The organism is Pseudomonas sp. AC172 (genome assembly GCF_979258595.1).
In genome coordinates this window covers 2540872-2558623 of sequence record NZ_OZ409868.1, presented here as the reverse complement: position 1 = coordinate 2558623, position 17752 = coordinate 2540872, and the positions used below count along the sequence as shown (strand labels likewise).

Sequence of the window (17752 nt, the reverse complement as noted above, 5' to 3'; positions counted from 1 at the left end):
CTTGAGCGATCCGGCATTGCTGGCGCTGTTGCGTGAACATAAACCGGCGCTGATCGAACTGATCAAGGCCGGGCAATACTCGGCCACCAAGGCCGGTCAGGTCGAAGTACCGGCCAACGGCATCGCGGCCGACGCCACGCTGATCACTCCGTCGATGCTGACCATGGTCGAGCTGGATCAGGCCAGTATCGACCACCTCGTGGCGCAAGTGCCCGGCGGCGCGGTGAATGTCCAGGATATCTACCCGCTGGCGCCGTTGCAGGAAGGCATTCTTTATCATCACGTCAGTGGCGGTGAAGGCGATCCGTATGTCATGCAGTCGCAATTCGCCTTCGCCAGCCGCGAACGTTTTCAGGCGTTCGCGCAAGCGTTGCAAACGGTGATCGATCGCCACGACATTCTGCGCACCTCGGTGCACTGGCAAGGCCTGGACGCTCCGGTGCAGGTGGTTTGGCGTCGCGCCGAACTGCCCGTGGAAGAGGTCGTGGTGCCTGACGCTGACAGCGATGTGCTGGCGTACCTGCACGAGCGTTTCGACGCCCGACACTTTCGCCTCGACGTCAGCCGCGCGCCTCTCATGCGTCTGGCCCATGCCTGGGACGAGGCCGGACAGCGAGTGATCGCCACCTTGCTGTTCCATCACATGGCCCTCGACCACTCGGCCCTCGACGTGGTGCGGCATGAAATGCGCGCCTGCCTCAGCGGCCAGCGCGAGTTGTTGGGGCGGCCGGTGCCGTTTCGCAATTACGTGGCGCAGGCGCGTCTGGGTGTCAGTGAGGCCGAGCATGAGGCGTTTTTCCGCGACATGCTTGGCGACATCGACGAGCCGACGTTGCCGTACGGTTTGCAAGACGTGCAAGGTGACGGCAGCGAGATTGCCGAATTGAGCCAGCCGATCGAGCCGCTGCTGGGCCAGCGCTTGCGCGCCCAGGCACGCCAGCTCGGGGTGAGTGCCGCGAGCCTGTTTCACCTCGGTTGGGCGCAGGTGCTGGCAGCGTTGACCGGCAAGCAGCAGGTGGTGTTCGGCACGGTGCTGATGGGGCGCATGCAGGGCGCCGAAGCCATTGACCGCGCGCTAGGGATTTTCATTAACACCTTGCCGTTGCGGGTGAATGTCGACAGCGCCGACGTGCGTGCCACCGTCAACGCGACCCATGCGCGGCTGACCTCACTGATGCGCCATGAATACGCGCCGCTGGCATTGGCCCAGCGCTGCAGCAACGTGGTCGCACCGACGCCGCTGTTCAGCACGCTGCTCAACTACCGCCACAGCCACAACGTCACCACGGCCAGCGCTGAAACGCTCGCGGCGTGGGAGGGCATTGCCACCCTGCACTCCGAGGAGCGCACCAACTATCCGCTTACCCTGAGCGTTGACGACTTCGGCGACGCGTTCAGTCTGACGTTGCTGGCGAGCACGCAAATCGACCCGCAGCGGATCTGCGCCTACATGCACTGCGCACTCGAAAATCTGCTGCTGGCACTCGAGCAGGCGCCGCAAACGCCGGTCAATCAGTTGCCGGTTCTGCCGGCAGCGGAGCTTGAGCAAGTGCTGGTCGGCTTCAACGCTACACAAATGAGTTTCCCGCCGGCTCAGACCCTTCAGCAACGCTTCGAAGCCCAGGTTGCCGAGCGGCCGGAAGCGCTGGCAGCTGTGTTTGCCGGCGCACAATTGACCTACGCCGAGTTGAACCGCCACGCCAATGCCTTGGCGCATCACCTGATCGAGCGCGGGGTAAAACCCGACGACCGCGTGGCCATCGTCGCCCGCCGGGGGCTCGATACGCTGATCGGGCTCGTCGCTATTCTCAAGGCCGGCGCCGGTTACGTGCCGGTCGATCCGGCACACCCGGCCGAGCGCTTGAACTATCTGCTCGGTGACAGCGCGCCGGTGGTCGTCCTCACCCAAACCGATCTGCGTGAGCGCTTGCCGGCGCTGGACGTGCCGGTGATCGACCTCGACCGCTGCACCTGGCCACTGACCTGCACGCTCGACCCGCACGTGCCGGGCCTGACTCCCTCACACCTCGCCTACGTGATCTACACCTCCGGCTCTACCGGCCTGCCCAAAGGCGTGATGGTCGAGCATCACACCTTGAACAACCTGGTCGATTGGCACTGCACGGCCTTCGACCTGTGCGCCGGTCGCCACACCTCAAGCCTCGCCGGTTTCGGTTTCGACGCGATGGCTTGGGAAGTCTGGCCGGCCCTGTGCGCAGGCGCGACCTTGCACTTGGCGCCGACCCACAATGGCAATGAAGACATCGACGCGCTATTGGCGTGGTGGCAGGCGCAACCGCTGGACGTGAGCTTTCTGCCGACGCCAGTGGCTGAATACGCCTTCAGCCAGAACCTCGAACACCCGACGCTGCGCACGCTGCTGATCGGCGGTGACCGCTTGCGCCAGTTCAATCGCAACCAGCATTTCGACGTGATCAACAACTATGGCCCGACCGAGGCCACGGTGGTCGCGACATCGGGACGGGTCGACAGCGGCGACGCATTGCACATCGGTCAACCGGTGAGCAACGCCACGGTGTACCTGCTTGATGAGCAGCAACGTCCGGTGCCGATGGGCGTGGCGGGCGAGCTGTACGTCGGCGGGGCGGGTGTCGCTCGTGGTTACCTCAATCGACCGGAAATGACCGCCGAGCGCTTTCTGCGTGACCCGTTCAGCCGCCTGCCGAACGCGCGCATGTATCGCACCGGTGATCTTGCGCGCTGGCGCGAGGACGGCACGCTCGAATACCTGGGTCGCAACGACGATCAGGTGAAAATCCGTGGCGTGCGCATCGAACTGGGGGAAATCGAAACCTGCCTCAATCAGTTGCCGGGGATTCAGGAAGCCGTGCTGCTGGCCCGCGAAGATCAGCCCGGCCAGCCACGACTGGTGGCGTATTTCACCGAACAAGCACAGGTTGAAGCGCTGCCGGTCGGCGAGTTGCGCGCGCAACTGCTGAGCCGCTTGCCGGAGTACATGGTGCCGGTGGCCTTCGTCAGACTCGACGCACTACCGCTGACCGCCAATGGCAAGGTCGACCGTAAGGCCCTGCCGAAACCCGAGCGTGCGGCGCTGTTCACCCGCGAATACGAGGCCCCGCACAACGAACTGGAAAGCGCCTTGGCGCAGATCTGGGCGCAGGTGCTGCAGGTCGAGCGAGTAGGACGCCAGGATCATTTCTTTGAACTGGGCGGCCATTCGCTGTTGGCCATGCGCATGGTGTCCCAGGTTCGCCAGCGTCTGGGCGTGGAGCTGGCACTGGGCGATCTGTTTGCCAACGCCGAACTGGCTGCGGTTGCCGAGGCGGTGGCGCAAGCGGGGCGCAGCACGCAACCGGAAATAGTTGCGGTGGCCCGTGACGGCGCCTTGCCGTTGTCGTTCGCTCAGCAGCGCTTGTGGTTTCTTGCACAAATGGAAGGCGCCAACACCGCGTACAACATTCCCATCGGCCTGCGCCTGCGTGGGCAGTTGAATGAACCGGCCCTGCAACAAGCCTTGGCGCGCATCGTCGCGCGGCATGAAACCCTGCGCAGCCGTTTTGCCCAGTTCAATGACGATGCGCAAGTGCTGATCGCCCCGGTCGACAGCGGTCTACTGTTGCGCGTTGAAGACCTGCGCCAGCACGCGCAACCCGACGAAACCTTAGCGGCGCTGATTCAGGGCGAAGCCTCGGGGCCGTTCGATTTGCAGGACGATGCGCTGATTCGCGGTCGGTTGGTGCGCCTCGCCGACGATCATCACGTGCTGTTGCTGACCCTGCACCACATCATCTCCGATGGCTGGTCGATGGGGGTTCTGACCCGTGAACTGATGGCGTTGTATCAGGCGTTCAGCCTCGGTCAGCCGGATCCGCTGCCGCCCTTGGCGTTGCAATACAGCGACTACGCGGTGTGGCAGCGACGCTGGCTCAGTGGTGAGGTGTTGCAGCGCCAAAGTCAATACTGGCAACAGACCTTGGCCGGCGCGCCAGCGCTGCTGACCCTGCCGACTGACCGCGTGCGCCCGGCACAGCAGGATTACGCCGGCAACACCGTCGAGGTGCTGCTCGACGAACGCTTGAGCGCAGGACTCAAGGCCTTGGCTCAGCGACATGGCGTGACGATGTACATGCTCATGCTCAGTGCCTGGGCGAGCCTGTTGAGTCGTTTGTCCGGGCAATCGGAAGTGGTCATCGGTTCACCTGTGGCTAACCGTACCCGTGCCGAGATCGAAGGCTTGATCGGCATGTTCGTCAACACGCTGGCCTTGCGAATCGATACCTCCGGCGAGTTGAGCACTGAGGCGCTGTTAGCGCGGGTCAAGGCGCGAACGTTAGAAGCGCAGGCGCATCAGGATCTGCCGTTCGAGCAAGTGGTGGAAGTCACCCGGCCGCTGCGCAGCATGGCGCACAGTCCGCTGTTTCAAGCGATGTTCAGTTGGGACAGCGGCCACGGCGCGAGCCTGAGCCTGGGTGAGCTGACGCTGGAAAGCGTCGCCGAGCCGAGCCACTTTGCCAAATTCGATTTGTCGCTGACGCTGGCTGAGGCGCCGGGCGGGATTCGCGGTGTGCTGGAGTACGCGATTGCCTTGTTCGATGAGTCGACTATTCAGCGCTACGTCGGTTACTTCCAGCGACTGTTGCAGGCAATGGTCAACAACGATCAAGCGGTGCTGGAGCAGGTGGCGCTGTTGGCAGATGACGAGCGTCAGCATCTGCTGTTCGATCTGAACGCAACCGCCGTCGCCCACGATCTCGAGCAGACCGTTCATGGCCGCTTCGAGGCGCAGGTATTGCGCACACCTGACGCTGACGCCGTGGTGGCCGGTGAGCTGCGTTTGAGTTACGCCGAGTTGAACCGCCGCGCCAACCAACTCGCCCATCACCTGCGCCAGTGTGGCGTGGGCAGCGAATCGCGGGTGGCGATCTGCGTCGAGCGTGGGCCGCAGTTGCTGGTCGGTCTGCTGGCGATTCTCAAGGCCGGCGGCGCTTATGTGCCGCTGGACCCGGGTTATCCCGCCGAACGTCTGGCCTACATGCTTGAGGACAGCGCGCCCGTGGCGGTGCTGGTGCATGCGCCGACGCGTGCGCTGATCGGCGAGTGGGCGGGCGTGCGGGTCGATTTCGACCAGTGCACCTGGCAAGACCTTGCGCAGAGCAATCCGCAGGTACCGGACTTGAGCGCGGCGAATCTGGCCTATGTGATTTACACCTCCGGCTCCACCGGCACGCCGAAAGGCGTAATGGTCGAGCATCGTAACCTGGGCAATCTGCTGCACTGGAGTGCCGGGCTGTGCCCGCTTTCTACCGGCGCCGCACTGCTGCAGAAAACCCCGTTCAGTTTTGACGCCTCGGTGTGGGAGCTGTTCTGGCCGTTGAGCTGCGGCATGCGCCTGGTTCTCGCCGGCCCGGACGATCACCGCGATCCGGCCGCGCTGGTACAGCTGATTCGTGAGCAACAGGTCAATGTCATCCAGTTCGTACCGGCGTTGTTGCAACAATTCCTCGAAGTGGAAGAAGTCGTTGAGTGCAGCAGCCTGAGCGATGTGTTTTGTGGTGGCGGTGAGCTGACCGCCGCGTTGGTGCGCAGCGTCCGCGAGCGTCTGCCGCAGGTACGCTTGCACAACGTTTATGGCCCGACCGAAGCCACCGTCGACAGCACCGTATGGACGCTGGAGCCTCATTCGCCGGTACCGCAAGGCGCGCCGCCGATTGGCAAACCACTGTGCAACACCCGCGTGTATATCCTCGACGCTCACCAGCAACCGGCTCCATTGGGTGTGGTCGGCGAGATGTATCTGGGCGGGGTGCAGGTGGCGCGGGGTTATCTGAATCGGCCTGAGCTGACCGCCGAACGCTTCCTCGACGATCCGTTCAGTGATCAGCCTGGCGCACGTTTGTACCGCACCGGCGACGTCGCACGGTATCTGGCCGATGGCAACATCGAGTATCTGGGGCGCAATGACGATCAGGTCAAGATCCGTGGTTTGCGCATTGAACTGGGCGAGATTCAGGCGCATCTGGCGCATGTCGACGGCGTGCGTGAAGCGGCGGTGCTGGCCCGTGAAGACGTGCCGGGCGATCAGCGGCTGGTGGCGTATTACAGCGGCGAGCTACTGGAAACAGATCAGCTGCGCAGCCAATTGCTCACGCATCTGCCGGATTACATGGTGCCTGCCGTGTTTGTGCATTTGCAGGCCTTGCCGCTGAGCCCCAACGGCAAACTGGATCGACGGGCCTTGCCGGCCCCTGACCAGACTGCACGGCTGACCCGCGAGTACGAAGCGCCGGTCGGTGAAGTCGAAACCGTGATTGCCGGTATCTGGGCCGAATTGCTCAAGGTCGAGCGGGTAGGGCGCTTTGATCATTTCTTCGAACTGGGCGGCCACTCGCTGCTGGCGGTCAATCTGGTCGCGCGCATGCGCCGGGCCGGACTGTCGGTGGATATCCGCGTGCTGTTCGGCCAGCCGACGCTGGCCGCATTGGCAGCGGCGGTGGGCGGAGAGCCTGAGGCAGCGGTGCCGGCTAATCTTGTTCCGGCGGGTTGCGCGCGTATTACGCCCGAACTGCTGCCACTGGTGGCGCTGGATCAAGCGACGATTGACCGCATCGTTGCGAGTGTCCCCGGCGGTGCGCGTAACGTGCAGGACATCTACCCGCTGGCGCCTTTGCAGACCGGCATCCTGTTCCACCATTTGTCGGCCGCGCAGGGTGATCCGTATGTGCTGCAGGCGCAGTTTGCCTTCGCCGATGAACAGCGTTTGCAAGCTTTCACCACTGCCCTGCATCGGGTGATTGAACGCCATGACATTCTGCGTACTTCGCTGTTCTGGGAGGGGCTGGATGAGCCGGTGCAAGTGGTCTGGCGTCAGGCTTCGCTGAGCTGTGAGGCCTTGGAGTTGGATAACGAAGCGGGCGATGCACTGAGCCAGTTGCGTGACCGCTTCACCATCGACAACTACCGCATGCCCGTCACCGAGGCGCCGCTGATGCGCGTGGTGTACAGCCGCGATGCCGCCAATCAACGCGTGGTGGCGTTGTTGCTGTTCCATCATTTGGTCATGGATCACGTGGCGCTTGAGGTGTTGCAGCACGAGATGCAGGCGTTTCTGTTGGGCAACGCCGCGCACTTGAGCGAACCGGTGCCGTATCGCAACTACGTGGCGCACACCCGCGCCGGGCTGAGCGCGCAAGAGCACGAAAGCTTCTTCCGCGAAATGCTCGGTGCGATCGATGAACCGACCTTGCCCTACGGTCAGAATCTGGCCCATGACGGTCCCGCGCAAGAAGCCCGGTTGATGCTGGAAAACACACTCAGCCACAGCGTACGTCAACAAGCACGGCGCTTGGGTGTCAGCGCAGCCAGCCTGATGCACCTCGCCTGGGCGCAGGTGCTGGGGCAATTGTCCGGGCGCGACGCGGTGGTGTTCGGCACGGTGTTGCTCGGCCGATTGCAGGGCGGTGAAGGCTCGGAGCGCGCGCTGGGTGTGTTCATCAACACCTTGCCGCTGTGCATCGAACTCAACGCGCACAGCGTCAAAGGAGCGGCGCTGTCCACCCATGAACGCCTGAGTCAGCTACTCGCTCATGAGCACGCGCAACTGGCGCAGGTGCAACAGTGCAGCGCGATGCCGTCGGGAACGCCGCTGTTCAGCACACTGCTCAACTATCGTCACAGCGCTCCGGTCGGGTCGGTGTCCGCCGAGGTGCAAGCGGCGTGGCAGGGCATGCAATTGCTGGCAGCCGAGGAGCATACCAACTATCGCCTGACCCTCAGCGTTGACGATCTCGGTGAAGGTTTCAGTCTGAAAGTATTGGCCGGGGCTGGGATTGATGCACAGCGAATCTGCGGGTACATGCGAGCTGCGTTGAGCGTGTTGCTTGATGCGCTGGAGCACACGCCGCCTGTGGGTTTTGATCGGTTGTCGATCCTGCCGGCGCACGAGCGTGACCAGCTGCTGGCGGGCTTCAACGCGACCTCGGCTGACTACCCGCGTGGGCTGACGATTGCACAGCGCTTCGAAGCGCAGGTCGCCGAGCGTCCGCAAGCGGTGGCAGCGGTGTTTGCCGGGCAGCCACTGACTTACTTGCAGCTCAATCGACAGGCCAATGCGTTGGCGCATCACCTGATTGAATTGGGTGTGAAACCCGATGATCGGGTGGCCATCGTCGCCCGTCGCGGTCTGGATACGCTGGTCGGTCTGGTGGCTATTCTCAAGGCTGGCGCCGGTTATGTGCCGATTGATCCGGCGCATCCCGTCGAGCGGATCAGCTATTTGCTCGGCGACAGCGCGCCAGTCGCAGTGCTCACGCAAAGCGATCTGCACGAGAGACTGCCACTGCTGACCGTGCCAGTGATCGATGTCGACCTGTGCGCATGGCCAGCGCAGGCGCAGCACAACCCTGCGGTGCCGGGACTGAGCGTTGCGCTTCTGGCGTACGTGATCTACACCTCGGGTTCGACCGGTCTGCCCAAAGGGGTCATGGTCGAGCATCAGACGCTGTCCAACCTGGTCGACTGGCACTGTGAAACGTTCGATCTGCGCGCTGACAGCCACACCTCAAGCCTGGCCGGGTTTGGCTTTGATGCGATGGCGTGGGAAGTCTGGCCGGCGCTGTGTGTGGGCGCGACCTTGCACTTGGCGCCGGTGCACGAAGGCAGTGAAGACATCGACGCGCTGCTCGATTGGTGGCGCGGGCAACCACTGGATGTGAGCTTCCTGCCGACGCCGATTGCCGAATACGCATTCAGCCAGAACCTCGACCATCCGACCTTGCGCACCCTGTTGATCGGTGGCGACCGCTTGCGTCAGTTCAACCTCGACCAGCGCTTCGCCGTGATCAACAACTACGGCCCTACCGAGGCCACCGTGGTTGCCACTTCGGGCCGCATTGAAGTCGGCGCGGCATTGCACATCGGCAAACCAGTGGCTAACGCCTTTATTTACTTGCTCGACGAGCAGCAACGTCCGGTGCCAATGGGCGTCATGGGCGAGTTGTACGTAGGCGGGGCGGGGGTGGCCCGGGGTTATCTGAACCGCGCCGATCTGACTGCCGAACGCTTCCTGCACGACCCGTTCAGCCGCACGCCGAATGCGCGCATGTACCGCACCGGTGACCTTGCCCGCTGGCGCGAAGACGGCTCGCTCGACTATCTGGGGCGTAACGACGACCAGGTAAAAATCCGTGGCATGCGCATTGAGTTGGGTGAAATCGAGACTCGCCTCAATCAGCTCCCCGGTATCAACGAGGCGGTGCTACTGGCCCGTGAGGACCAACCCGGTCAACCGCAACTGGTGGCGTATTTCACCGAACGGGCGGGGGCCGAGCCACTGGCGGTGGCCGAATTGCGCGCGCAGTTACTCATGCAGTTGCCGGATTACATGGTGCCCGCCGCGTTTGTCCGGCTCGAGGCTTTACCGCTGACCGCCAATGGCAAGGTCGACCGCAAGGCGTTGCCGAAACCTGATCTGGCCGCGCTGCCGACTCGCGAATACGTGGCGCCGCAAGGCCAACTGGAAACCGCACTGGCGCAGATCTGGGCCGACGTGCTGCAAGTCGGGCAGGTCGGTCGTCACGATCACTTCTTTGAGCTCGGCGGTCATTCGCTGTTGGCGATGCGCATGGTCTCGCTGATTCGTCAGCGCCTTGGGGTGGAACTGGCGCTGAGTGATCTGTTTGCCGACGCTCAATTGAGCGCAGTCGCCGAAGTATTGAATCGCGCCGGGCGCAGCGTGCTGCCGGACATTGTGCCGGTGCCGCGTGATCAACCGTTGCCGATGTCCTTCGCCCAGCAACGCCTGTGGTTCCTGGCGCAGATGACGGGTGGCAACTCGGCGTACAACATTCCTCTCGGCCTGCGCCTGCGCGGTCACCTCGACGTCGACGCCCTGCAAGCGGCACTGGCACGGATCGTTGCCCGTCATGAAACCCTGCGCAGCCGTTTCATCAGCCTCAACGACAGCGCGCAGGTGTCGATTGCCCCGGTTGACAGCGGTTTGCTCTTGCGCGTGGAAGACCTGCGCGAAGACTTGCAAGCTGAGCACTCCGTGCAGGGATTGATGGCGCAGGAAGCCTCGACAGCGTTTGATCTGCACAACGATCCGTTGATTCGCGGACGGTTGGTGCGCCTGGCCGACGATCACCATGTGTTGCTGTTGACGGTGCATCACATCGTCGCCGACGGCTGGTCGATGGGCGTGCTGACCGGTGAGTTGATGGCGTTGTATCAAGCGTTCAGCCACAGTCAGCCTGATCCGCTGCCGCCACTGACCCTGCAATACGGCGACTACGCGGTGTGGCAGCGTCAGTGGCTCAGCGGTGACGTGCTGCAGCGGCAAAGCGACTACTGGCAGCAGACCCTCGACGGCGCGCCGGCCTTGTTGACGCTGCCCACCGATCGCCCGCGACCGGCACAACCGGACTATGCCGGCAGCCACGTCGAAGTGCTGCTGGACGAGCGCCTGAGTACCGGCCTCAAAGCGTTGAGCCAGCGTCACGGCGCGACCCTGTTCATGACCCTGATGAGTGCCTGGGCGATGCTGATGAGTCGCCTGTCCGGGCAGTCCGATATCGTGATCGGCTCGCCGGTGGCCAACCGCAGCCTTGCTGAAGTCGAAGGCCTGATCGGCATGTTCGTCAATACGCTCGCCGTGCGCATCGACACCTCGGGCGCACCGAGCGTCGAAGCGTTGCTGGCACGGGTCAAGGCGCGGACACTTGAGGCGCAGGCGCACCAGGATCTGCCGTTCGAGCAGGTGGTGGAAATCACCCGGCCGCTGCGCAGTCTGGCCCATAGCCCGCTGTTCCAGACCACGCTGAGCTGGGACAGCAGCGTCGGCCCGCAACTGGCGTTGGGTGATCTGACGCTGGAGGGCGTTGCCGGCCCGGGCGAGGTCGCCAAGTTTGACCTGACGCTGACACTGGGTGAGGTCAACGGGGTGATTCGTGGCACGCTGAACTACGCCACGGCGCTGTTCGAAGCGCCGACGATTGCGCGTTACATCGGTTATTTCGAGCGCCTGCTCCAAGCAATGATTGCCAGTGATCAAGTGGTGCTGGAAAGCGTGCCGTTGCTGGCGGCGGATGAGCGCCAGCGCTTGCTCAGCGACTTCAACGCCACCGCGCGTGACTACCCGCAAACGCTGACCGTGCACGGGATTTTCCAACAGCAGGCCGCCGCACATCCCAAGGCTGTGGCGGCGGTGCATGGCGCACAGTCACTGAGCTACTTTGAGTTGAACGCTCAGGCCAACCGTCTGGCCCATCACCTGATCGTCGAAGAGGGCGTGCAACCGGGCGATCACGTGGCGATTCTGCTGCCACGTTCGCTGGAACTGCTGGTCGCGCAACTGGCCATTGCCAAATGCGCGGCGGCCTATGTGCCGCTGGACATCCATGCGCCGAGCGAGCGTCAGGCGTTCATGGTCGAGGATTGTCAGGCGGTGGCGCTGTTAACCCTCAGCAGCGAAGTCATCGACTACGCCGCACCGCGTATCGACCTCGACACGCTGACCCTCAACGGCCAGCCGACGCACAACCCGAATCTTGTGCAGTCGTCGCAGACGCAGGCGTACATCATGTACACCTCGGGTTCCACCGGCACACCGAAAGGGGTGATGGTGCCGCACCGGGGCATCGGCCGCTTGGTGCTTAACAACGGTTACGCCGATTTCAATGCGCAGGATCGTGTGGTCTTCGCCTCGAACCCGGCGTTCGATGCGAGCACCATGGACATCTGGGGGCCACTGCTTAATGGCGGTCGCGTGGTGATCATTGACCATCAAACCTTGCTCGATCCGAATGCCTTTGGCCGCGAACTGAGTGCCAGTGGCGCGACGGTGCTGTTCGTCACCACTGCGCTGTTCAACCAGTACGTGCAACTGATTCCGCAGGCGCTCAAGGGCTTGCGCATCCTCTTGTGCGGCGGTGAACGTGGTGATCCGGCAGCGTTCCGTCGACTGTTGGCCGAGGCACCCGCGCTGCGTATCGTGCATTGCTACGGCCCGACCGAAACCACCACTTACGCCACGACGTTCGAAGTGCAAGCGGTGGCCGAAAACGCCGACAGCGTGCCGATTGGCGGGCCGATCGGCAACACGCAAGTGTACGTGCTCGACGCGTATCAGCACCCGGTGCCTATGGGCGTGACTGGTGAGCTGTATATCGGCGGGCAGGGCGTTGCGCTGGGTTACCTGAACCGGCCGGATCTGACCGCCGAGAAATTCCTCCGCGATCCGTTCAGCGACAAGCCCGGCGCGTTGCTCTATCGCACCGGCGACCTCGCGCGCTGGCTGGCGCCGGGGCAACTCGACTGCATCGGGCGTAACGACGATCAGGTGAAGATTCGCGGTTTCCGTATCGAGCTGGGAGAAATCGAGAATCGCCTGCTCAATTGCCCGGGGATCAAGGAGGCGGTGGTGCTGGCGCGCCGTGACGGACAGGACACCCCGCGTCTGGTGGCGTACTACACGGCGCAAGCGGGACTGTTGGACAGCGCCGGACTGCACGCGCAATTGCATGCCCGCCTGCCGGAATACATGCTGCCGACGGCGTGGGTGCAACTCGAGGTATTGCCGCTGAACAACAACGGCAAGGTCGACCGCAAGGCACTGCCGGCACCGACCCAGGAGGCGCTGCTCAGTCGGGTCTACGAGGCGCCGGCCAATCCACTGGAGGCAAGCCTGGCGCGGGTCTGGGCCGAGGTGTTGCAGGTCGGGCAGGTCGGTCGCCACGACAACTTCTTCGAACTCGGCGGCCATTCATTGCTGGCCATGCGCATGCTCTCCCAGGTGCGCCAGCAATTGGGCGTGGAACTGGCGCTGGCCGATCTGTTTGCCAACCCGGAACTGGCGGCGGTCGCCGAGGTGTTGAGCCAGGCCGAACGCAGCCGCTTGCCGGAGATTCTGCCAGCGCCGCGCGATCAGGCGCTGCCGTTGTCCTTCGCCCAGCAACGCTTGTGGTTCCTCGCGCAGATGGACGGCGGCAACACCGCCTACAACATTCCTCTGGGCCTGCATTTGCGTGGCCGCCTCGACGCCGTGGCCCTGCAACGGGCATTGGCGCGGATCGTCGCTCGTCACGAAACCCTGCGCAGCCGTTTCGCGCAATTGCGCGACGAAGCACAGGTGCTGATTGCCCCGGTCGACAGTGGCTTGCCGCTGATTGTGGAAGACTGGCGACAACAGCCGCAGACCGAGGAGACCTTGCGTGCTTTGGTCGAAACTGAAGCGCGTGGGCTATTCAACTTGCAGGACGATCCATTGATTCGTGGACGTCTGGTGCGTCTGGCCGATGAGCACCATGTGCTCTTGTTGACGATGCACCACATCATCTCCGACGGCTGGTCGATGGGCGTGCTGACCCGCGAACTGATGGCGCTGTATCAGGCGTTCAGCCACGGCGAGGACGATCCGCTGCCTCCACTGGCCCTGCAATACGCGGATTACGCGGTGTGGCAACGGCGCTGGCTGAGCGGCGAGGTGTTGCAGCGCCAGAGCGACTACTGGCAGCAGACGCTGGCCGGTGCCCCGGCCTTGTTGAGCCTGCCAACCGACCGTCCGCGCCCGGCGCAACAGGATCACCGCGGCGGTAGTGTCGAGATCGTGCTGGATGTGCAGACCAGCGCCGGCCTGAAGACGTTGTGTCAGCGTCATGCCGTGACACCGTACATGGTGCTCATGAGCGCCTGGGCAATGTTGCTCGCGCGCCTGTCCGGGCAATCTGATGTGGTCATTGGCTCGCCGGTGGCCAACCGTACCCGCGCCGAGATCGAAGGGTTGATCGGCATGTTCGTCAACACGCTTGCGTTGCGCATCGATACCTCGGGCGATCTGACCGGTGCGGCGCTGCTGGCGCGGGTCAAGGCGCAGACGCTGGCGGCGCAGGCGCATCAGGATCTGCCGTTCGAACACGTGGTGGAAATCACCCGACCGGTGCGCAGCCTTTCCCACACGCCGTTGTTCCAGACCTTGGTGAGCTGGGACAGCAGCGTCGCGCCCGCCCTGGCGTTGGGCGGGCTGACGCTGGAAGGTCTGGCCGGGGACAATCACTTTGTGAAGTTCGACCTGTCGCTGAGCCTGGGGGAAAACCCGCAAGGTATCCGAGGCACGCTGCGCTATGCCACGGCGTTGTTCGATGAGTCGACCGTGCAGCGTGTTGTCGGTTACTTGCAGCGCTTGCTGACGGCGCTGGTCAGCGATGATCAAGCGGTGTTGGCGCGGGTCAATTTGCTCGCGGCGCAGGAACAGCAGCGCTTGCTCGGCGACTTCAACGCGACACAACTCGATTGCCCGGTCGAACAACCGGTCCAGAGCCTGTTCGAAGCGCAGGTGCAGCGTCAGCCTGAAGCCATTGCCGTACAGTCGGGCGAACACAGCCTGACCTATCGCGAGCTGAATGCCCGTGCCAACCGTCTCGCGCATCACCTGCGCGAACAGGGCGTGGGGCCGGATGCGCGGGTGGCGCTGTGCGTCGAGCGGGGACTCGATCTGGTGGTGGGGTTACTTGGTATTCTCAAGGCCGGTGGTGCCTACGTGCCGCTGGATCCGTCTTACCCGACGGAGCGCCTCGATTTTATGCTCAGGGACTGCGCGCCGGTGGCAGTGCTGGTTCACTCGGCCACCCGATCGCTGTTTGCCGGGACCAACGTAGCTGTGATCGACTTTGACCAATGCAACTGGCACGCGCAATCGGAGGGCAATCCGCAGGTGCCTGGCCTGAGCCCTGCGAATCTGGCGTACATGATCTACACCTCGGGTTCGACCGGCACACCAAAAGGCGTGATGCTGGAACATCGTGGCTTGTGCAATCTGATGCATTGGGGCTCGCAGATCTGCCCGCCGACCACGGACGGCGCGCTGTTGCAGAAAGCGCCGTTCAGTTTCGATGGTTCGGTGTGGGAGTTCTTCTGGCCGCTGACGGCCGGTGTGCGTCTGGTGCTGGCACGGCCGGGCGGTCACCGGGAGCCGGCCTATCTCGCGCAAGTGATTCGTCAGCAACGAATTACAGTGGTCAAGTTTGTGCCGGCGCTGCTGCAGCAGTTTGTTGAACTGCAGGAGGTCAGTGAATGCACCAGCCTCACCGATGTGTTCTGTGGTGGTGGCGAACTCACGGCGGCGCTGGCCGCTGCTGTGCGCCAGCACCTGCCGTGGGTGCGCCTGCATAACGTGTATGGCCCGACCGAAGCCACGGTCGACAGCACGGCATGGACACTGGAACCGCACATGCCGGTGCCAACGTCGGAATTGCCGATCGGCAAAGCCATCTGTAACACCCGCCTGTATGTGCTCGATGCGCATGACCAACCGGTACCGCTGGGCGTCATCGGCCAGTTGCACATCGGCGGTATCGGCGTGGCGCGCGGTTACATGGGGCTGCCGCAGATGCAGGCCGAGCGCTTTATCGACAGTCCGTTTGTGGCCGGTGATCGCTTGTACCGCACGGGCGATCTGGTGCGTTACCGCGCTGACGGCAACCTCGAATTCCTCGGGCGCAACGACTTCCAGGTCAAGCTGCACGGCTTGCGTCTGGAACTCGGTGAAATCGAAGCACGCTTGATCCAGCACCCGCAGGTGCGCGAGGTGGTGGTACTGATGCGCGACGAGCGTCTGGTGGCGTATTTCACTCTGTGCGAGGGCATTGCTGCGCCCGCTATCGACACGTTGCGCGCATTCATCCTCGAACAATTGCCCGAGTACATGGTGCCGGGTGCGTTCGTCGCGCTTGAGGTTCTGCCGTTGAGTCCCAACGGCAAGATCGACCGGCAGGCGCTGCCGGCGCCGGGCCTCGATGCGGTGCTCAGCCGCCACTACGAAGCGCCGCAAGGCGAAGTCGAAAGCTTGCTTGCGCAGGTCTGGGGCGAGGTGTTGAAGGTCGAACAGGTAGGGCGCCACGACCACTTTTTCGAATTGGGCGGGCATTCGTTGCTGGCGATTCGTCTGGTCAATCTGCTGCAACGTGCGGGGCAGCAGGTGACGCTGGCGGAGCTGTTCCAGCGTCCGAGTGTCGAGTCGCTGGCTGCGCTGCTCAGTCAACGCCATGCCGTGCCCGCGCAGCCGGAAGGACTGGTCGTGGTGCGACCGGGCGAGGGCGGCAATGCGCTGTTCCTGATTCATGAGTTCAGCGGCCGGGACGTATATTTCCCGGCATTGGGCCTGCATATCGAGGGCGAGTTTCCGATTTACGGTTTGCCCGGCGTGCCACTGGGGCAGCCGCAACTGCGCACCCTTGAGTGCATGGCCACGCGGATGGTCGGGATTATCCGCGCGGTGCAGCCGCATGGGCCGTATCGTCTGGCCGGGTGGTCGTTTGGCGGCTTGCTGGCGTACGAAGTCGCCCAGCAATTGCTCGGTCTCGATGAGGCGGTGGCGTTTGTCGGCCTGCTCGATACCTACGCGCCACATCCTGCGAGTCAGGATAAAACCCGCTGGAGCGGCGAGCATCGCGACAAGCGTCAATTGCTTGAGCACTGCCGCGCGCGTTCGCAGATGCGTGGAGAAGAAGGGCTGCCAGCGTTGGCTGAGGTGAAGCGGCTGGAGGCTGAAGTCGAACTCATCGCGTTCGATGAACTGTTCCAGCGCTGCTGCGAACAGCAATTGCCCGACCCGGAACTGGCCGCACTGACCGCGTCGCAGGCCTTAAGTTACTTCGATCGTGAGACCGCTCATGGCCTGGCGCTGGCGCATTACCGGGTCAGCCCGGCCAGTCAGCCAGTGCACTTGTTCCGCGCGCAGGGATTGATGCCGGGGCAGGCACAGCCGAGTCCGACCCGTGGTTGGGAGAACAAGGTCGGTACAGGATTGCTGCGCTGCATCGATGTGCCGGGGGATCACCGCAGCATGATGAAAAACCCGGATGTCCAGGCACTCGGCCAGGCCTTGAGTCAGGCTATGGCCGCTGCTCAAGCCCCGCAACCACAGGCGTATCAGCCCGTGTTGACGATCCAGAGCGGGCACCCCGGGCATGCCCCGATCTTCTGCGTGCCGGGGGCGGGCGACAGTGTCACCGGGTTCATTCATCTGACCGAAGCGCTCGGCCCGGAGTGGCCAATCTACGGTCTGCAACCCCGCGGGCTTGATGGCAGCGGCGTACCGCACAGTCAGGTAGAGGCGGCAGCGGGTTGTTATCTGCAAGCCGTCGAGCAGTTGTATCCGCAAGGCCCGGTGCACCTGATCGGCCATTCGTTCGGCGGTTGGGTCGCGCATGCCATGGCCGCGCTGTTGCAGGCGGCTGGGCGGGAGGTGGCGTCGTTGACCCTGATCGACAGTGAATCTCCCGGCGGCAACGGTACGGCGGGCAAGCCGTACACAACGACCGCTGCGCTGGAGCGTTTGATCGAGACGCTGCAACTGTCCAGCGGCAAGTCGTTGGGCATCGATCCGCTGTTGTTCGCCGAGGCTGACGACACCACGCAAATGCGCCTGTTGCACGAGGGCATGGTGCGCGCCGGTGTGTTGTCTGCGCGTTCGTCGGCGCAGGCCATGCACGGCCCGGTCCGCACCTTCGCCACAGCCTTGCGCACGGTCTATCAACCGCAACGGGCCTACACCGGGCCGGTGCGGCTGGCGCTGGTCGATGATCCGACGCTGGATGCGTGGGGCAATCAGCGCGAGCAAGCGGCGATGGTCGAAGGCTGGCAGCGACAGGTTGCGGATCTGGCGGTGTGGTACGGGCCGGGCAACCACTTCACGATTCTCAAGGCGCCTAACGTCTTCAGTCTCGCGGCGTGGTGGCATGACGGCCTGAAAGTGCCGGCCGGCAAAGTAATGTCCTGA

At 63.6% G+C, this 17752-nt stretch carries 1 protein-coding gene (cut by a window edge); it reads left to right on the top strand.

Translation table 11 applies throughout. From position 1 onward, the window contains the following. On the top strand, positions 1–17752 hold the 3' portion of the coding sequence (locus ACZ0A4_RS11410; protein WP_463574751.1) for a non-ribosomal peptide synthase/polyketide synthase. The gene continues 95 nt to the left of window position 1, outside the view; 17752 of the gene's 17847 nt are visible here — the last part of the coding sequence; the start codon falls outside the window, past its left edge; the stop codon is at positions 17750–17752.